The organism is Pseudoalteromonas sp. XMcav11-Q (assembly GCF_040104525.1).
GTDB lineage: Bacteria > Pseudomonadota > Gammaproteobacteria > Enterobacterales > Alteromonadaceae > Pseudoalteromonas.
The window spans coordinates 350433-368682 of sequence record NZ_JBECOX010000002.1 but is presented as its reverse complement, the minus strand read 5'-3'; the positions used below and the strand labels follow the sequence as shown (position 1 = coordinate 368682).

The 18250-nt window shown below is 42.3% G+C and carries 17 protein-coding genes; 9 read left to right on the top strand and 8 right to left on the bottom strand.

Translation table 11 applies throughout. From position 1 onward, the window contains the following. Window positions 1–3: 3 nt before the first annotated feature. Window positions 4–609 carry a LysE family translocator gene (locus tag ABMY45_RS05055; protein WP_349288518.1) on the top strand — a complete coding sequence of 202 codons (606 nt, stop codon included), beginning with the start codon at window positions 4–6 and terminating at the stop codon, window positions 607–609. Between the two features lie 45 nt (window positions 610–654). Here the strand turns inward: ABMY45_RS05055 and ABMY45_RS05050 are convergent, their stop codons facing one another. Continuing rightward, complete coding sequence (locus tag ABMY45_RS05050) at window positions 655–813, bottom strand: YqaE/Pmp3 family membrane protein (RefSeq protein WP_010369885.1); 159 nt, start codon at window positions 811–813, stop codon at window positions 655–657. Window positions 814–915: 102 nt separating this feature from the next. Between ABMY45_RS05050 and ABMY45_RS05045 the strand changes: the two genes are divergently transcribed. After that, window positions 916–1356, top strand: coding sequence for an MgtC/SapB family protein (locus ABMY45_RS05045; protein ID WP_010603704.1), 441 nt, complete (start codon window positions 916–918; stop codon window positions 1354–1356). A gap of 2 nt (window positions 1357–1358) precedes the next feature. Here the strand turns inward: ABMY45_RS05045 and ABMY45_RS05040 are convergent, their stop codons facing one another. The 3 genes from ABMY45_RS05040 to ABMY45_RS05030 all read right to left on the bottom strand — a co-directional run bounded on the left by ABMY45_RS05040 (window position 1359) and on the right by ABMY45_RS05030 (window position 4532). Beyond that, window positions 1359–1595 carry a hypothetical protein gene (locus ABMY45_RS05040; protein WP_010603705.1) on the bottom strand — a complete coding sequence of 79 codons (237 nt, stop codon included), beginning with the start codon at window positions 1593–1595 and terminating at the stop codon, window positions 1359–1361. Between the two features lie 159 nt (window positions 1596–1754). After that, on the bottom strand, window positions 1755–3461 hold the full coding sequence (locus tag ABMY45_RS05035; protein ID WP_174169503.1) for an alkaline phosphatase D family protein: 1707 nt from the start codon (window positions 3459–3461) through the stop codon (window positions 1755–1757). 168 nt (window positions 3462–3629) lie between these two features. Continuing rightward, window positions 3630–4532 (bottom strand): LysR substrate-binding domain-containing protein, encoded by a 903-nt coding sequence (locus ABMY45_RS05030; protein WP_010603707.1) that lies wholly within the window; start codon window positions 4530–4532, stop codon window positions 3630–3632. 521 nt (window positions 4533–5053) lie between these two features. On the opposite strand from ABMY45_RS05030, the gene ABMY45_RS05025 reads away from it, so the two are divergent. Next, complete coding sequence (locus ABMY45_RS05025) at window positions 5054–7642, top strand: M1 family metallopeptidase (RefSeq protein ID WP_349288517.1); 2589 nt, start codon at window positions 5054–5056, stop codon at window positions 7640–7642. 63 nt (window positions 7643–7705) lie between these two features. After that, window positions 7706–8452 carry an alpha/beta hydrolase gene (locus ABMY45_RS05020; protein ID WP_211865109.1) on the top strand — a complete coding sequence of 249 codons (747 nt, stop codon included), beginning with the start codon at window positions 7706–7708 and terminating at the stop codon, window positions 8450–8452. Window positions 8453–8530: 78 nt separating this feature from the next. Here ABMY45_RS05020 and ABMY45_RS05015 read toward each other — a convergent pair whose 3' ends face one another. Together ABMY45_RS05015 and ABMY45_RS05010 are read right to left on the bottom strand one after the other, a co-directional pair. Continuing rightward, window positions 8531–9013 carry a hypothetical protein gene (locus tag ABMY45_RS05015; RefSeq protein WP_211865111.1) on the bottom strand — a complete coding sequence of 161 codons (483 nt, stop codon included), beginning with the start codon at window positions 9011–9013 and terminating at the stop codon, window positions 8531–8533. Window positions 9014–9132: 119 nt separating this feature from the next. Then, the gene (locus ABMY45_RS05010) at window positions 9133–11898 is read right to left on the bottom strand and encodes a methyl-accepting chemotaxis protein (protein WP_349288516.1); all 2766 of its coding nucleotides are present in this window, start codon (window positions 11896–11898) and stop codon (window positions 9133–9135) included. A 229-nt stretch (window positions 11899–12127) separates the two neighbouring features. Here ABMY45_RS05010 and ABMY45_RS05005 point away from each other — a divergent pair, with 229 nt between their 5' ends. The 4 genes from ABMY45_RS05005 to ABMY45_RS04990 all read left to right on the top strand — a co-directional run bounded on the left by ABMY45_RS05005 (window position 12128) and on the right by ABMY45_RS04990 (window position 15624). Then, window positions 12128–13240: a histidine kinase gene (locus ABMY45_RS05005; protein WP_039496529.1), complete on the top strand. Its 1113-nt coding sequence runs from the start codon at window positions 12128–12130 to the stop codon at window positions 13238–13240. Continuing rightward, on the top strand, window positions 13233–13859 hold the full coding sequence (locus tag ABMY45_RS05000) for a response regulator transcription factor (protein ID WP_010603713.1): 627 nt from the start codon (window positions 13233–13235) through the stop codon (window positions 13857–13859). The genes ABMY45_RS05005 and ABMY45_RS05000 overlap by 8 nt, the downstream gene beginning before the upstream one ends. 39 nt (window positions 13860–13898) lie before the next feature. Next, complete coding sequence (locus tag ABMY45_RS04995; RefSeq protein ID WP_206472480.1) at window positions 13899–14804, top strand: histone deacetylase; 906 nt, start codon at window positions 13899–13901, stop codon at window positions 14802–14804. A gap of 235 nt (window positions 14805–15039) precedes the next feature. Continuing rightward, window positions 15040–15624, top strand: coding sequence for a hypothetical protein (locus ABMY45_RS04990; protein ID WP_174169509.1), 585 nt, complete (start codon window positions 15040–15042; stop codon window positions 15622–15624). Between the two features lie 51 nt (window positions 15625–15675). Here the strand turns inward: ABMY45_RS04990 and ABMY45_RS04985 are convergent, their stop codons facing one another. Continuing rightward, window positions 15676–16413, bottom strand: coding sequence for a transporter substrate-binding domain-containing protein (locus ABMY45_RS04985; RefSeq protein ID WP_211200921.1), 738 nt, complete (start codon window positions 16411–16413; stop codon window positions 15676–15678). 77 nt (window positions 16414–16490) lie between these two features. Between ABMY45_RS04985 and ABMY45_RS04980 the strand changes: the two genes are divergently transcribed. After that, complete coding sequence (locus ABMY45_RS04980; RefSeq protein WP_102058410.1) at window positions 16491–17369, top strand: tetratricopeptide repeat protein; 879 nt, start codon at window positions 16491–16493, stop codon at window positions 17367–17369. On the opposite strand, the gene ABMY45_RS04975 is transcribed toward ABMY45_RS04980, so the two are convergent. Beyond that, a complete protein-coding gene (locus ABMY45_RS04975; RefSeq protein WP_206472483.1) occupies window positions 17347–18249 on the bottom strand; it encodes a hypothetical protein in 903 nt (300 codons plus the stop codon). The genes ABMY45_RS04980 and ABMY45_RS04975 overlap by 23 nt on opposite strands. Between the last annotated feature and the right edge of the window lies 1 nt (window position 18250).

The following is an 18250-nucleotide window of genomic DNA, read 5'->3' as shown; positions in this document are numbered from 1 at the left end:
TTAATGGACTATTTGGTTGCTATCACTTTATTTGCTATTGCGTCTTCCGTAACGCCCGGGCCAAACAATATTATGGTAATGACGTCTGGCGTTAATTTTGGCTTACAGAGGAGCATCCCCCTGTTAAGCGGTATTTGTGTTGGCTTTTCGATCATGCTGTTGCTGGTCGGCTTGGGTTTTGCACAGCTTTTTGAGCTATTTCCTAGTTTGCACTTTATTTTAAAGTGCATTGGCGTCATTTACCTTTTATATCTTGCCTACCTTGTCGCGATATCTTCACCCACGACTGATGCAGACTCAACCCCTCAACCTTTTTCGTTTTTAAAAGGCGCGCTATTTCAGTGGGTAAACGCAAAAGCATGGATTGTGGCAATAGGTGCTATTTCAACTTATACCTCCACTGGCGCAGATTTTATGAGTCAAAACTTGATGATCACCATTGTCTTTCTGTTGGTGTCATTTCCTTGTGTTGGGATCTGGTTGGTGTTTGGTTCATCGCTGAAACATGTATTAAAAAATGAGCAAAGTCGTAGATGGTTTAATTTTGTGATGGCTGCATTACTTGTGCTTTCAGTAATGCCAATTGTGCTGGAGATCTTTGCAGGATAATACCCTGCAAAGATTACCGTGTTATTGTTACTTGTTGTCCGCTTTTTACCGACGGGCGATCACCCACACTGCATGCACAATTCCTGGTATATAACCCAACAATGTCAGCAAAATATTTAACCAAAAAGCCCCGCCAAGACCGACTTGTAAAAATACACCAAGTGGTGGAAGCAGAATTGCAATGATGATCCTCAATAAATCCATTGTTCTCTCCTAAAAGTTATAGACGCTTTCATCCTGCATGGGTTATGCCAACTCAAAGGAATGCCTTTTGCATTAACCCAATAACAGTATAGGAGATAAAAAATGCCAGATTGGATTAATCTTGATTTAGCACTCATTTGGTATCACTTTTACCAAATTGTTTTTGCGTTTTTACTTACATTACCTTTAGCTATTAATAGAGAAAGTCGCTCTGATAGCGCGGGGCTTAGAACATTCCCATTAGTCGCTATTTCCTGTTGTGCTTTTATTTTAACAAGTATGGATGTATTTGAGTCACATGAAGCACAAGCGAGAGTCATGTACGGTGTCATTACTGGAATTGGTTTTATTGGTGGCGGTTCAATTGTGAAAAACGATAATTCCACACATGGCACAGCAACCGCTGCAGGTATCTGGTTAACCGGGGCAATAGGGATCTCTAGTGCATACCAGCGATATGAAATCGCAATTGTATTAAGCGCGGTGGGCTTTATGGTATTTCGCTTACTTGAGCCTTATAAAAAGCCTTCCAGCTCCCAATAAGTTTACATTGAACCTTTAGTCCGCTTGCTCGTCACTTGACGTTTGAGCTCTAGCTTTTCACCAAAAAAGTATTCGTAAACGATAACTGAAGTAAAATAGAAGAATCCGAACACACTGATATCAATTAGCAATTTGCCAAAATCGAAAGGCTCTTCAAAAAGTAAATATTCAAAATCAGTGATGTAAAAGACTAATTTAGTTAAAAAAAGTGCGGGTAAAAGAGAAATGATAAATTTCAAATTAATGTCCTTTTAATTTGCGTGACCTACAATCCATAATGAAGTCTAACTGATTTATTCAGAGATTGCACGCAGTATACAATTTATTTCGATAATTTACAAAGAGTTACTATGTAAGCCCCATATTAGCTGAGCGAGCGCCCAGCTAATATGAACATATCAAAATTTAATGATAGTGGAAACCGCTTCCTCGTTTGCCGTTTCAATAGACATTTTCAGCTCACGATTTTGCCAATCAATGTCTATCAAGCCGTAGTTACTTCCCGATTTATTAATCAAATGGCGGTTAGATGTTGTCAACTTTGCGATATCTTTGCTAACTACGCCAACTCGTCCCGTTGGGATATTAGCACCAGCTGGCGCACAGTTGCCCCATTCACCCTCAATACCTTTTTGGTTATCATCCACTTGGGTATAACACCAAGGCTTATCATTGTCTCGCGTGATACAACCTTGATAGGTAATGCCTGCATATTTGAACGGTAGCTGACATGCTTTGGCAAAATTGCCATCCCCTTTGTCGTCTGCGTAAATAGGTAATCTTAATGGATTTTCAATATGATAAGGCCAGTTTTGACCAAAACCCGATGCCGTCACTTCGTAGACGTTAACTGCTTGACCATATGTGCTGCTTGCGGGAATAGTCTTTTGCAAAAGCTCTCCCCAATGTTGATCGCCAGACAAAAACACAACGGCTTTAGTCTTACCTTCGTTCACTGATTTCTGTACTAACCTAAGCAAACGTTCCCTTTGTGCTGGCATTTCAGCCCAAGACTCATAACTAGTACCAGACATATTTGTTTCTTCTAATGACGCGATGGCAGCATTAAATGTTTTGCCGTCTCCATAAGCACAGTAGTTAGTTTTACTTCTGCCTTGATGCAGCGGAGGCAGTACTTGAATGCCGCTTGCAATGAGCTTGATTTCTGATGGCTTTTGTAACTCTTGCTCAAGCCATTGCCACTGCGCCTCTCCCAATATAGTGCTACTTTCCCCCTCACACGTTCCGTAACTTGAGAAGGTTGGAGAGCGGAAGTAACGGGCATCTAATGTGATCACATGCGTGGTTTCGCCCGATCCCCCCAACATTTTTGCTTCATAAATACCAGCTTGACCATTCAGTCTTGGATCTGTTTTATCGACATCAAAGTGACGCAAATATTCTTTTTGTGCGTTTACTCTCTCTGGATAATGTTTGCCTTCATTGTTCCAACCAAAATCATGGTCATCCCAAGTCGCCATCACAGGGATCTTAGCCTCTAAAAACTTGCGATATTCACTATTATTCTTTTTATCATCATACTTCTGGCGCATCACCGCCATATCAGTGGTATCTGCGTAGATATTGTCCCCTAACCAAAGAAACAGATCCGGTTGTTGGCCAATTAACTTAGCGAGCGCTTCTGGCATATCTCCTTTGGTTTTGAAACATGAACCTAACGCAACTCTATCTAATCGTTTACTTTGTAGGGGTTGAGTGTGAGCTAAAAGCGTTGGCGGCGCTTCTGGTTGACATTCTTCCCAACCGCCCTCTTCGACATAACACCAAGGTGCGGTGTGATTTCGGGTTGTACAGCCATAAAACTTTTCACCTTGATACTCAGATGGCGTTTTACATGCTTTTCCGGTTACCGTTTTGAATTCTGGGATGGTTTCTGTTCTGACATGACCCCATGTTGCGCCTTCGATGCTTTGTTTTAAATAGCACCACTGGGAACCTGAATTATTTTTATCCGTTGTCCCTTGATACTGTGCGGCTAGATAGTTAAAGGTGGATTTACAAGACTCGTAGTGAACTTCAGGTTCTGCACTGGCGACGCTGCTCATGAGCATCAACACGGCTGGCGTGAGAGTATAAGTTTTCATCGTTTCCTCGGTATTTGAATGTTGGCATCCTTGCTAGTTTTCCTTGCGGGAACGGAGTCTAATCCGGAAATGTTAAATTTTAGTTTAATATTTATTTCAAGTTCACATTTACTTCCGCATTCATGAAATAATACGAAAGTGGCTCAATAAATGAGCCATAACGAGGCCTTATGGCAAGTGATTGATAAGCCAATCAATAAATACTTGGATCCGAGCTCTTTTTGGTGAATAGGGATCAAATAACACATAGCGTTGCCATACCACAGGGTGAGGGGTATCAAAAAGCTGCACAATAAGGCCAGCTTGTTGAAAGTCTAAAAATAGCTCTTTGGAGACGATTGCAACACCTTGGCCTTTAAGCGCTGCACTCAATGCCATGTCATTAGAAGAGACTCGAGTGTGTGGGCCTTTGGCACAAATACTTGAACCGCATATCCCCTGAGACTCAAACCATTGCTCCCAGCTTACTTTATCATCGTCGTGGTGAATAAGATTGCACCTTGCTAAATCATTCGGAGACTTAATTTGCAGCGATTCTTTGTAGCTTGGTGAACAAACAGGATAGTTACTATCTTCCCCAAGATATAACTGCTCAAGTCCGGCGGGGCAGGCTAACTCTCGCTTGGTAGAAAACCGGATCGCGATATCAATATGATTTAAACGAATATCTTCAAAGCGATTAGAGCCAAGCACGCGAATTTGGATGTCGTCATGAGACTCGTAAAACGAGCACAGGTTAGGCATTAACCATAAAGAGCAAAAAGACTGGGTTGACGTGATAGTCAAGCTACCAGCCAATTCTTGTGTTTGAATTTGGTTCAATCCCCCAATAATGCGCTTAAACGCACTTTGAGTAGACATTAACAACACTTCGCCGGCTTCAGTTAAGTGCATATTGCGGCCTTTTCTTACAAAAAGCTTAACTGCAAGTGCATTTTCTAATTGCCGCATTTGTTGGCTTACTGCCGCTTGCGTAATGTTCAATTCGAGTGCAGCTTGAGTGTAACTTTGGAGCCGAGCTGCACTCTCAAAACAGCGTAATGCACTTAAGTGCCTTAACCTCTTATCCATAAGCTCAACTTATATTAATTGTAATTAACTATCGTTGGTATCCTGCCATATTTTGACCCAAGATACAGTCATAAATTACTTAACCTAAACGCAGTTTATTCACTACTACGACAGGAGCAACAATGAATTATTGTAAACCAAAGCCAAAGTCACAGTTATTACACTGGTTAACTATAATCGGGGCCTATCTGAAGTTAGAACACATAGTGAAACATAAGTAGTTTCAATATGTGGGAACATTCCTTATCCAAACCTCAGGTTAATTAAGTACGGTGGAGTCTGTTACAATTTTTGTTACACAAAAAGTCGGCTAATCCACCTCTTCAATTTATTGATATTACTTAATATTTAAAATATTAGCCCGATAGTAAACCTTTACCCCCACTCTTTTTGCAACAAGTTTTGTTAAAGTAAAAGGAACATTGCGCTAACTATCTATGCTTTTATCACACCAAGTGACAACATACAGAGCATTGATTCGCAAGATAAATCAACAATAACAAAATGAATAAAGGATTTTTATGCTATCTAGGTCTTTAATATGCAGTGCTATTTTGCTGTCTATCAGCGCTTCAGCTCAGGCCCAATCAAATGCTGAACTTCATCGTCTAGCCACCGTGGCTAAACCTATAGAGCAAGCGGTCACATTTAACTTAGACCCTTCTAAAGAGCGTTTTTCAGGACACACGACTATAAAACTTGAGGTGCTCAAAGCCACCCAATTTATTGAGCTCAACGGATTAGACTATGCGATAGATACCGCTGAACTAGTCGGAAAAACGTCGTGTGAGCTCAGAGATAAAATGCTCGAAACCGGTAAAGTGAGATTGAGTTGCGAAAAAACACTGCAACCCGGTCGCTACACGCTTACTATCGACTATACCGCCCCTTTCAACCGTAATAGCGTCGGTCTCTACAAAACCATAGACAACGGCGTGCCTTACTTATTTACACAGTTTCAGATGAGTGATGCAAGAAGAGCAATGCCTACATTTGATGAGCCTGAGTATAAAATCCCATTTCAGCTCACTATTACAGCCCCAGACGATCAAAAAGTATTCGCCAACACGCCTGTTTTAGAGACCAAAAAGTCGAATGGTATGACCACCCATTACTTCGACAAGACGCCACCTCTTCCTTCTTACTTAGTCGCCTTATCCGTTGGTCCATTCGAAGTACTTGATGTTAAAGGGATGTCGGTTCCGGGTAACATTATTACCCCACAAAAGAAATCAAATCTTGCCGCTTATTCCATCGAAAACACGCCCAAGATACTCAAAGCACTTGAAGACTATTTTGACTTACCCTATGTCTATAAAAAACTAGACCAAGTTGCAGTCCCTGAATTTCCGTTCGGCGCAATGGAGAATGCAGGCCTGGTGACTTATCGTGAGGATATACTACTTATTGACCCTGCAACGTCAACACAACAAGCTCAAACCTCACATGTGAATGTTATCGCTCACGAACTTGCACACCAATGGTATGGCAACCTAGTTACGATGAAATGGTGGAATGACCTGTGGTTAAACGAGGCGTTTGCCACTTGGATGGCTGCAAAGATCACCCAGCAGCTATTTCCTGAGCTAGAAACAAATTTATCCCTATCTCAACACAATGCAATGCCCTATGATGCTCAAGCAACTACCTCACCGATCCGTAAACCGGTTATTACAGAGTCTGATGTAACAGACGGCTTAGGTCTTGCGTACAGCAAAGGTAGCGCGGTACTTTACATGGTTGAGCAGTGGCTTGGGGAAGAGGTATTTAAGCAAGGCATGCGCAATTATATCCGTAAATTTGCTTATAAGAATGCAGAAGCCAAAGATCTATGGAATGAGCTGGGTAAAGTATCTAATAAAGATGTAGCGACAGTGCTAGACTCATTTGTATCACAAGCTTCATTTCCACTTTTGACGGTTAAGTTAGATGGCCAGAATGCCACCGTATCGCAACAACGTTTTGTAATAAAAGGACAAGAAGCAGCAGCACAAACTTGGCATATCCCCATCACACTGCGCTATGGTAGAGGTGACAAAACAGCCACTAAGACAATACTTCTAGACTCCAAGGCGCAACAGATTAAATTAGACTTTGAGCCTGAGTGGATCTTACCAAACGACAACGCGACAGGTTATTATCGCTGGGATCTTTCTGAGTCTCAACTCGCAAGCCTAATATCACATGCCCCAAACAAGCTAAACGAGCGGGAGAGATTAGACTTACTAAGCAATGTTGACGCGCTAATGGAGTCTGGAAAAATAAACGCCAATGCGTTGATGTTAACGCTCAGTGAGTTTATTAACGACACTCATCCCAAAGTAGCAAAGGCCGCTCTTACTCAATTACTATCACAACATAAACAGTATGAAGACGATTCAAATAAGTTACTTTGGGAGAAACTTTATACCACTTATGTTGAGCCTGCGTTTTCTCGATATGGACTTGAGGCAAATGCAAATGAACCAGCTGCCACATCGGAAATACGTGCAGCATTGGTTAGAGCACTGGCTTTCGAGACAAAGCATCAAACCATTATTAAGCATGCAAAAAAGCAAGCGAGTTTATATTTAACGTCACCTGATAAAGTTGACCCCTACTTGGCTAGAAGCTTCCTGCAAATTGCCGCTTACTACGGTGATGCTGAGCTGTTGAAGTCATACAAAAAAGTATTTGAAACCACCAATAACCCAACTCAACGTACTAATCTATTGCTTGCAATGGGTTATTTTGGTCCACAAGAACTGCAACAACAAGTACTAGATTATGCGCTAAGCGAGCATGTAACGGCCTCCGACTTTAATTACATATTAAGCGGGAATGGTAAAGGCGATGAGCGAAAAGCGCTTTATCAAAAGTGGTTTTATCAGCACTTTGAGCGCTTAAAGGAGCGCTTCCCTCCTTTTGCAAAGCCACAGCTACCTTTTTACCTATTTACGTATTGTGACGCGGATGCATTAAAACAAGCTCAGCAGTTTTTTGAACCGATGCAAAAAGAAGTAGAAGGTTTAAGTAAATCACTTAAGCAGCTGGAACTGGCAACAAATACCTGCATCATGCAAAAGCAAAGAGAGCTAGCTTCAGTCAATCAATTTTTGAATAATCTGTAAAAGACTCCAACCAGTTGTGGCGCTTTTGGCTTTTGCCGAGCGCCACTATTTTTTAGGATAAATATGTTACGCCCACTTTTATTATTATTATGTCTGCCATTCGTTTTGGCCGCTGAAACCGTAATTGATCCAGCTCGTGATAGAGCAATTCCAGTAGAAACTCATTTGCCAACCGACACCAACCCCTGTTCAAAAGCGGCACCTTGTCCTGTTGCACTGCTAAGCGCCGGCTATGGTGTCTCACATACTGACTATCAATTTTTGGTCAAGACGCTAAACCGAGCTGGATATTTGGTTATTACTGTAGGCCATGAGCTTGCAACTGATCCTCCTCTTTCCGTCGAGGGGAACTTATACGAAACACGCGCAGAAAACTGGCAACGAGGCGCTGATACGCTGGTGTTTATTCACGATTACTTTAAGCCAAAGTTCACCACCTTTGATTTTGAGCATATCCTCTTAATTGGCCATTCTAATGGCGGCGACATTTCAGCATGGTTAATCAATCACGGGGCTAAATTTGTAAACCAAATCATTACGCTAGATCATCGCAGAGTGCCATTACCGAGAAGCCTTGATGTAAAGGTATTGTCGATACGAGCAAGTGACTTTCCAGCGGACAAAGGGGTGTTGCCAAGTCGTACTGAAAAGCACAAATATCAGGATTGTGTTGTCACGATAGCGAGCGCAAAACACAATGACATGACTGACGAAGGTCCGAGCTGGCTAACCGACAAAATAGCACAAATTTTGGCTGATCATTTGGCTGGTATACCTTGCTTAGAGAATGAAAAAGCAAATGACCAATAGTCTAGTCGCGAAATGCAGAAAGGGAAGCGGGTAAATCTCACACCCCTTTCTGTTTATATGTTCTGCTTGAGCTGAGCTTTATTTAATTTCAGCCACAGGCATTGATAGCGGTTTTACACACATAAAATATGCCCAAGCAATCAATATGATTTGCAGTGGTGCTCTAATTAGCAAATAAACAGGTCCCCACTGATGTCCTCCCAGGCCAACGCTGTTGAGCGCGGCATACACATTTGCGGGAAAAAACAGCATAAAAATGGCAATTGCCGCTTTTGCTGCAGGTAATTGGTATTTTGGTATAAATAACAGAATCGCTACTACGAGTTCGATGACACCAGTGAAGTACACCAAAGGAAGCCTATACGGCACCCTACTAGGTAACATTTCTACCATCTCTTGTGCTTTTACGATATGGCCAATAAAAAAGAACATAAATGCGATACCGAGACCCCAACAGGCAAGCGTTGTGATCTCTACCTGTACGTCTCTTATCTTTGAATAGATAACACCGAACAATAACGGGCCGCAAAGTAACAGTATAATGATGATTGGTGTAACCATGGTTTATGCCTTATCCCTTAACATTGTTAGCGGCTAAAAAGCCATCTAATTACGCCAATCATGTCACGTGATGTTCCTAAAAACAATAAAGGTCAGCAGGCCCTAGATTTTGCTGACCTTTAGCTCACCACTTTCATCAACTCCGCTTTAGTCTTGCCGATATCAAACTGCTCAACCATCTCTCGCAATTCATTGGCTTTACTCAACAACGACAGCCCCGATGCATTCGTCATCTCTACCAAAGTATTGTTTTGCTGCGTAATACCATCAATTTGTTTAATCGCTAGATTAATTTGCTCAATACCACTCGATTGCGTATTGCAAGCCTCAGCAATAGTTTGCACTTGCGATGCAAGCCCATATACACTTTCCACAATGGTTTTTAGCGTCTCACCGGATTCTGAAGCCAGCTTAGACCCTTGCTTCACTTTGATGTTACTGCTTCCCAACAGCTCAGAGATATCCTTTGAGGCACTTGCACTACGCAGCGCTAAATTTCTTACTTCTGAGGCTACGACCGCAAAACCTTTTCCTTTTTCTCCCGCTCGTGCAGCTTCAACAGAGGCGTTCAGCGCTAATAAGTTAGTTTGAAATGCAATGGAATCAATAACCTCAATGACTGTGAGTATTTCTTTGGCACTCTTACTAATCTCGGTCATTGCCTCAATCGTTGACTCAACAACCTTTCCACCTTGCTGTGCTTGCTGGTTAACTTCTATAGCCAACTGATTAGCAGATTGCGCATTATTGGCGTTTGAGTGCACGGTTTCGGTGATTTCACCGACTGATACTCGTGTTTCTTCAATAGATGCGGCTTGAGAAGAGGACCGCTCACTTAACTCTTCAATACCTGTGGTGATCTGCTGTACCGAGACAGTGATGGATTCCGCCATGGCGAGTAGCTTTTGCATCATATTGGCTAAGTTGCCAACGCTGGTATTCACAGATTGTTTCAACAGCGCAAAATCACCTGCATAGCTTTTTTCAACTTGGCGAGTTAAATTGCCTTGAGATAGCCCATCCATCACATTCATGCACTCCTTAAGCGGCGCTTCTATCGAGTCCAGCGTTTCATTCATGGCTGTGATTATACTGGCGTATGCGCCGTGGTGTTTACTGGCATCAGCTCTATGTTGTAAGTCTCCCTCACTGGCCGCTTCAGCAAGCTTTTCGGCATCGGTTAGCATCAATTTTATCGCACCAACACAAGCGAAGAGGCTTCGATAGATGCTATCAAATTCTCCTTTATAACCATCATTCGTGAAGGCAGGTAACTCTCCTTTTGCGATACTTTCTAGATATCCGCTTGTAAGTGCAACGGGTTTAGAGACCGCGTCAAGTGTTTCATTAACACCACGAATGATTTTTCGAAATTCACCTTGGTGTTTAGCCTCATCCGCCCGAGTAGAAAGCCTCCCCTTTCCTGCAGCGGCAACTAAACTGTAAGTATCTTCAATAAGTAACGAAAGCGAAGACGTGGCACGTTGTAAGGCCATATGTATTTGCGCAAATTCGCCCTTAAACTCACCGTTAATCTGCTCAGGAATTTCTCCTTTTGAAAGCGAAGTAAGATATTGTTTTGTTTGACTAATAGGTTGCTCAACAGCATCAAGTAGTTTGTTAAGTCCGCTGGCTATTAATTTCATGGAGCCAACGTATCCCTCAAGGTTTAGACGTTCACTTAGTTTGCCATCGGAAGCTGATTTAATGAGCTGTTCAACCTGTTGCTCTGCACGCCTTGTCTGACTTAAATCCTTAAATTCAAATACCGTACCTAACACCCTACCACTTTGATCGGAGACCGGGTTGGCGGTTGCCGCAATGATTATGTCACCTACGCACCACTCCCACTCTAACTGGCGTACTAATTGACCCGAGGCTTGGTGTAGTGCTTTAGAGCTGTGAAGTAAAGCTTCGGGAATTGGATGATTAACGATTTCAGTAGGCACGCTTAGCGCAGTGCGGTAACGATCAAACAAAGACTCACATTGTGCGTTTACGTAGATCACTTGATTACTGTCATCACATAAAAGCACGGGCGCGGCCACGTTATTTAGCGCATAACGGATCCGTAAGTTTTCTTTTGCTTGTAGCTCTAGCTTTTGGGTCGCATCAAGTAAGCTAGTTTGCATTTGCCGTAGATTTGTCAGTAAGTTACCTATTTCATCGTCACTGTGTACAACGACTTTGTTGTCTAATCGACCACTCGCAATTGCCTTTGCCACATCAGATGCACGGCGGATTGGACGAGTGATTAAATGCTGCATATACCAAGTCAGTAATCCTAAAGTCACAAGCGCAACAACGATGAGTCCTAGGGTACTAAAAAAGATAAGTTGGTTTTTTGTTGCGACAATTTCACTCGTTCTCGTGTCTACTAACGCGTTAATTTGCTCATTAATTTCAAGTAGGTACACACTTGCTTGGCGGTCTATTCCACTCACTGAAGCATCAGCAAGGTTAATATCAAAGCCTGAACTTTTGAATAGATCCACCGCTTCACGATATTTTTGTCCTAAGGTGAGGTGCTCTTTTTGATATTCACGCAACTTATTTTCTAGGGTAGGTGGTAACGTATAGGCTGAAACAATTGAACTGAGTTGTTTTTGTACCTCAGCTTCTTTGGTTTCAAATCTTGACCAATATTTATTTAGCTGGGCAGGATCTCTTCCTCTAATGAGTACATTTTTCCACTCTTGTACTTGGGTTTTGAAATCATCGAGCACTATGTTTATTTGCTCGCGAGCAGCCAATTCATTGTCTATCATGTTGTCATACTGTTCCGCTACGCGTTTCATCACCAAAACAGTAACCATCGCCCCGATGAGCATTACCACTAAACCCGCTGTTACCGCAGAAATAAGTTTTGCCTTTACACTTTTCATTCTGAGTATCCCTAATTATGAAAAGATTGTTACATAAAGATAGAACAGGAATAGTGGTGCCACAAATCAATGCACTATTAAGGATGAAAAACCGTTATTGCACTTTGATTTACAATGTAAAACTTATGACATTCGTCATCATCACAGAGTCACAAATATCTGCTAGGATAGGTTCGCAAGAGAATAAAGGAATAATACCTGCAGAGCAGGTTTTTAGCGGAGTAAGTAGATGTCGGCGTTTTTTCGCTATCCGACGGCTTGGTTAGTAACAACCATTTTCACTTGGTTAGCCGTTGCAATACCAAGTTTGGTTTATGCTCAGCAAAAAGCACAATGGCTGCCTTGGGTACAGCATATCGGTGTTTTGATCCTCGTGCTTTTATGTATCAATGAATCCGAAAAATACTATGGCTACAAGGTTAGATATTCGATGCTGTTTGTATTGGCGCTTTTGATCCAGTCAATTAACCTTACCTCCCCCGCCGCAATTCATCTCATTTACAACGTAAAACTCGTTGGGATCCTTGCTTTTTATGTTCCTTTGAGCTTTGCGCTTGGGTATATCCTAGTTACCTCTTGCTTGTATGTTGCGTCGCAATACTTTTTTTGGGGACATGGCTTTGAATATCTCAACGCAGTGTTATTTGCCTGTTTTCAGTTATTTGCGTACGTGGTGTGTAAAAGAATGCAAAAGGAACAAGAAGCCAAAGAAGCGCTACAACTCGCCCACAGTCAGCTATCTGCAACGCAGTCTCTGCTAAGCCAAAGTATTGCTAAACAAGAGCGGCTTCAATTAGCACGAGAGTTACATGACGACGTTGGACATCAAATAACCAGTCTGATTGTAAATTTAGATGTCGCAAGACGAACTGCAGCGGCACCATTGACCGAGCTATTAGATAGCTGCTATTTGCAAGCTAAAGACACCCTAAAATGTATTCGCGATTTAGTCAGCGACAAGCGTAGCAACGAGCATATCGATCTCCATGATGCTTTGCTGAGGCTTACTGAATCTATCCCTCGTCTTAACATTGAACTCGACTATGAACATCACCCATTACTCGAGAAACTAAGTTATGCCAATTGCATTCTAAAATGCTGCCAAGAGGCCATCACTAATACCTTGAAGCACGCCAAGGCGGATAAAATGCAAGTACGAGTGTATTGTCAACAAGGATTAAAAGTACAAATAAGCGATAACGGCATTACCTTAAATAGTATTCGATTTGGAAATGGTCTGGCTGGTATGCAGGAGCGGATCCAAGAACTCGGCGGCAGTCTTGATGTGTCAACTCATCAAGGCGTAACATTAACTATCCATTTTGGGACGACAAATGGCTAAAATATCAGTTTACCTAGTCGATGATCAGGCGCTTGTGCGCCAAGGTATGCAAGCACTGCTTTCGCTGAGTGGTGACATTATTTGTTCTGGAAGCTGTGGCAGCGGCAGTGAGTTCATTCAACAGGTTCAATCAAACCAAATTACAGCTGACATTGTGCTTTTAGATATGCGAATGCCTGAGCTAGATGGTGTTGATGTGCTCACCGAGCTTTTGCCTTTGGCTATAAACTTTAAAGTCATTATCCTCACTACCTTCAACGATACTGCAAAGCTAAAATTAGCCCTAGAACTTGGTGCTAAAGGCTGCCTTCTTAAGGACGTGGACTTAGAAGAGTTAATTGATGCCGTTCGACAAGTCCATCAAGGTGAACTCATCATCCAAGACGAGCTTGCTGAGACCCTACTAAAACCTGACCCCACTTTAGATAAGCTCACCACACGAGAAAAGGATATTTTAAAACTAATCGCGAAAGGATATTCCAATAAGGAAATCGCCAATACGTTATATAAAGCGGAAGGTACCATCCGTAACTCGGTTTCTTGCTTGCTCGCAAAACTGCAAGTACGAGACAGAACGCAAGCAACATTAAAAGCTAAAGCGCTCGGCTTCGGAGATTGATATTGCTACACTGCCATATCGCCATTTTTGGAGCCGTTTTTGAACAACCCAAATTTACCACTAGTTTATCACGCTAATTACTCATTCAATTTTGATCCAAAACACCGCTTCGTGATGAGTAAATTTGCGCGTCTATACCAAGAAGTAGATGCATTAAGGCTCATTCATAACAATGTTTATAGCCCAGAGCCCGGCAACCCATCGCCACTTGAAAGCGTGCACTGCGAGCAATATATTTGGGACTTATGGCGTAATCAACTCGACGCTAAAATGATGCGCCGTATAGGTCTACCTTGGTCAGAGCAGCTTATGGCACGTACTTTTACTGCGCCTCTTGGAACGCTAAAAACTGCAGAGCTTGCGCTTCAACACGGTATTGCATGCCATTTAGCCGGTGGCACGCACCACGCACATTATGATTTTGGCTCTGGTTTTTGCATGGTAAACGATCTCGCCTTTACGACCACACATCTGCTCAACAATAATCAGATCACCAATGCCTTAATCTTTGACTTGGATGTTCATCAAGGTGACGGCACCGCCGCCATGTTGAAGCACAACCCGTATGTTTATACCTGCTCAATCCACTGTGAGAAAAACTTCCCATTCCGTAAACATGCTAGCGATTTAGATATTGGCTTAGAAATAGGGATCAGTGACACACACTACCTCGAAATTGTTGCACATACGCTTGAGTCATTATTGATTGACCTAAATCCAGATATCGTGCTGTACGACGCTGGTGTCGATGTTTGGCAAGGTGATAACTTAGGTAAATTAGATATCTCATGGCTTGGCATTGCGAAACGAGATGCACTGGTGCTGACCTTATGTCAAAAGCATGGTGTCCCTGTCGCAACCGTGATTGGTGGCGGATACGATAAAGATCACCAAAGATTAGCAAAGCGCCACGCGATTGTGGTGCAGCAAGCTGCAAAACTTTAAAAAATGATGATCTTTTTATTTTGCTCATTCGTTTATCATTATGAAGGGTTTGATTGGTGTAACACCTTTAGTTAATTTCCCCTTCACCATGGCACTGATTAGGCGCACCGTGTGGTGCGCTTTTCTCTTTACTCTCCTAAAAAACACTTTCACCAATATTTAAAAAACATTTAGTTTACATGAACGGTTCACTCTGTTAACGTACCCACTTCGCTAACTAAAACAAGGAATTAGTATGAAAACCAAACTTGCGATTATCGCTTCATTATTCGCGGCGAACTCAGCGTACGCTACTGTGGAGTTGTATTCAGGTGCAAATAACTGTGCTTTAGACAGTAAACTGGAGGCTGCTGCTTTCACTAAACATGCAAATGCGGTTGGTAACTTAGAAGCGTTAACACAAAAACACAGCGAACAAGCGGGTGCCACGGGAAATGGCTACTTTATTTTCAATCCTGCCTACTTAAGAACAGAGCGTTACTTCAACTGTAGTGTGCCGCTAAATGCTAATATAGGCCAATTTACGCTAACCGTTCATGGAACCACTAAAGGACTAACTGGTACTAATGCCTTTTGTTTGGTTTCAAAAATTCGTAAAGTGAGCGACGGCGGTATCGATAAATGGTTCAAGTTTAGAGAGACAGGTAAAGGTTTCTATTGGACTGATATATCTGATCCAAACGTAACAGAAGAGCAATTTGTTAGCCATACCACCACTTTAGACAATAACTACGAAAGTGGCGCTGTTTTGGACCTCAAGTGCAGAACAACGTGGGATAAAGGCAGCGTGGCAGTTGGTCAAATTGAGCTTAGCTACTAATATTGATTAGTACCCTATCACTATGGGCAACCTTTCCCTGAGGATTGCCCATTATGGCCCAACAAACTCTTGATTGTGCTTCGCCAGCGCACGCCTAATTCTCTCTATTAACATAGGTTCTGTATCCTTGCTAAATGCCATACAGCCACGCTGTTGTGTAGCTTTGGTTACTTCTATCAGAGGTACAACCTCATCATAATTGAGCCCGGCCGCCTTAAGTTCTTCACTCATGATATATTCCGTTGACATTACAAGATCTATCCGCCCTTTGAAAAAGAGTTTGTAAAAGCTTTTTGAATCTGCGGCAACAACCAAGTGCTCTCCCTGAGCGAAGCCATGTTGGATTAAGAAATCATAATAAAGATTTCCCTTCACAACTGCGGACGTGTACTGCTTGGCATCTTCCAATGAAGCAACTTGAATATCTTTACGCGTTTTCAGTTTGAAGAAATACACGCCTACAGGGCGGATCAAAGGGCATGCCCATTCGTAGTCAGCTTCACGCTCGGCAGTACGATAAATCGAATAAATCATTGTGTTTGGTCGCTCTTTGGCAATTTTCATCGCCCGTACCCAAGGGTAAACTTTTATCTCGTAGTCAACCTCGGCTTCTGCAAGCACCTCCCTCACCTTTTTTGTTGCTCTCCCAACAACCTCGCCTTTGTCATTGGTGAAGTTGTATGGCTTCCACTCTTCGGTCACCACCAGTAGCTCTTTTGCAGAGGCACTTAAACTCGTTAAAGAGAGTATAATCAGGCTATAAATCGCTAATTTTATTATATAAGCCAATATTTCTTCTCCGCTTTTTGCAATTCTACCTTAACTCATGCACCATATTAAAAATATAAAGTTTCTAGAACATCAATATGAAAAGCATAGTACTATTTATCCTACTCGTCGCTTGCAGTTTTACTAGCATGGCGAATGAACAAACAACGTCAAAAAAGCCGACAGAAAACCAACAACAACAGGCTTTGTCGCAATTACAAGAGCCCATGTATAGGCCCTTAATTGAGCGTTATATTCTTGATGAATTAAGAGCTGTCAGAGAAGATCAAATGCGCTTAAGAGCTGATATTGAAAAGAAAATCAGTCACTCTCAGCTAGATACTGCAGATCGCGCGATTACCTACACCACAGATACCATCAACAATGTGCTCTTTTTGATCACAGCGGCCGCGTCCATCTTAGTGGTTGTTGGTTGGACTTCTTTTAGAGATATTAAGAGTAAAGTAGAAGATATCGTTAGCCTGCGCGTTGGCACGATCACCGATGAATATGAAAAGCGCCTTCAGGTTATTGAAGAAAAATTACGCGAACGCTCTGAAGAAATCCTCAATAACCAGAAGAAAATATCCATAACGAATGAAGTACACTCTCTGTGGATGCGGGCAAATCTTGAGAGTGACATGAACTCTAAAATTGAGATCTACGATGAGATCCTAAATCGCAAACCTGAAGATGTAGAGGCAATTGCCTACAAAGCTGATGCTTTATTAGAGCTTGGTCAAACCAACACGGCAATTGCTTTGTGTAATCAAGCGCTAGAAATAGACAGTGACTATGGTTATGCCTATTGGCAACGAGCATGTGCTTACTCGATGCTTTACAAGCACGCAGATGCGATGGCCGACATCCGTATGGCTTTGGAATATGCGCCTAACTTAAAGAACGAGCTGCAACACGAGCCAGCGTTTGCGAGTCTTGCAGACAACCAAAGCTTTAACGAGCTGGTGAATAGTTAAGTTGTTTTAGCAGCTCGACTTGTAATTGAGAAATCGCGTCGAGCTGCTTTTTAGAGATAATCAACGGATTTTCAATTTGATGGATGGCGGCACCTTGTAAATTAAAGTGCTTTTTCAGCTCAGTCATCATCGTACTGTCGTAAAAAAGGGCAGCCAAAGAGCCATCTTCAAGCACTTTTGTTAAACCATACTCTAGGCGTTTATAAAGTTTAATATCTTCTTTGCGGACATAGAAGTACACCATTGAAGGATAGAGCAACAGGTTCTTTTCGCCATAAGTCACTTGCTTGTTATCGAACGCCTTGAGCTCAGGTACTACTTCAATGACACCTCGTGGAAAGATCTTACCGGCACTATTTGCGAGCACTCGATAACTTGCCAAGCCATCAACATATTTTTCTACCGTAAAACCTGCCTTTTCAAAAATATGAACATCAGGCCAATCCTGCCCTAAAACAACGTTGAACTTTTGTAGCTCTGATAACGATAAATGCACATTAAGCTTGCCGCTGTCAGCCACATTCATAGCCAGTACTCTTATACCAAAGCTGCCAAACGCTATGGGAATGGCCACAGGCTTTGCCTGAGTGTCTCTAGCGGCTGTTGAAACCGTCCAAAACACATCGACATTGTGCTTTAGCAATTCCTTAAATTGTCGTGATTGATTAATTGGTAAATCAATCGGCTCTATCCAATACTCGCCATAACGTTCGCGTGACTTATCCAATGCTAACCGCAAGACTGACAAAAAATATTGGTTCTGCGGCGTGCCATTTTCTTCTGCTGCGTCCACGACCCTAATGACCTTAGGCTCTGCAGACACAGTGTTCGCGGTTACCAGCAGCAACAAGCACAAGAGATAAATAACACGAACGTGCATA

What these genes read in the sequence shown, in the direction of transcription:
- ABMY45_RS05000 (WP_010603713.1), top strand. Translation starts at nt 13,233, where the DNA reads ATGGCTAAAATATCAGTTTACCTAGTCGATGATCAGGCGCTTGTGCGC.
- ABMY45_RS04975 (WP_206472483.1), bottom strand. Translation starts at nt 18,249, where the DNA reads ATGCACGTTCGTGTTATTTATCTCTTGTGCTTGTTGCTGCTGGTAACC.
- ABMY45_RS05030 (WP_010603707.1), bottom strand. Translation starts at nt 4,532, where the DNA reads ATGGATAAGAGGTTAAGGCACTTAAGTGCATTACGCTGTTTTGAGAGT.
- ABMY45_RS05035 (WP_174169503.1), bottom strand. Translation starts at nt 3,461, where the DNA reads ATGAAAACTTATACTCTCACGCCAGCCGTGTTGATGCTCATGAGCAGC.
- ABMY45_RS04980 (WP_102058410.1), top strand. Translation starts at nt 16,491, where the DNA reads ATGAAAAGCATAGTACTATTTATCCTACTCGTCGCTTGCAGTTTTACT.
- ABMY45_RS05020 (WP_211865109.1), top strand. Translation starts at nt 7,706, where the DNA reads ATGTTACGCCCACTTTTATTATTATTATGTCTGCCATTCGTTTTGGCC.
- ABMY45_RS05025 (WP_349288517.1), top strand. Translation starts at nt 5,054, where the DNA reads ATGCTATCTAGGTCTTTAATATGCAGTGCTATTTTGCTGTCTATCAGC.
- ABMY45_RS05045 (WP_010603704.1), top strand. Translation starts at nt 916, where the DNA reads ATGCCAGATTGGATTAATCTTGATTTAGCACTCATTTGGTATCACTTT.
- ABMY45_RS04990 (WP_174169509.1), top strand. Translation starts at nt 15,040, where the DNA reads ATGAAAACCAAACTTGCGATTATCGCTTCATTATTCGCGGCGAACTCA.
- ABMY45_RS05055 (WP_349288518.1), top strand. Translation starts at nt 4, where the DNA reads ATGGACTATTTGGTTGCTATCACTTTATTTGCTATTGCGTCTTCCGTA.
- ABMY45_RS05015 (WP_211865111.1), bottom strand. Translation starts at nt 9,013, where the DNA reads ATGGTTACACCAATCATCATTATACTGTTACTTTGCGGCCCGTTATTG.
- ABMY45_RS05010 (WP_349288516.1), bottom strand. Translation starts at nt 11,898, where the DNA reads ATGAAAAGTGTAAAGGCAAAACTTATTTCTGCGGTAACAGCGGGTTTA.
- ABMY45_RS05005 (WP_039496529.1), top strand. Translation starts at nt 12,128, where the DNA reads ATGTCGGCGTTTTTTCGCTATCCGACGGCTTGGTTAGTAACAACCATT.
- ABMY45_RS05050 (WP_010369885.1), bottom strand. Translation starts at nt 813, where the DNA reads ATGGATTTATTGAGGATCATCATTGCAATTCTGCTTCCACCACTTGGT.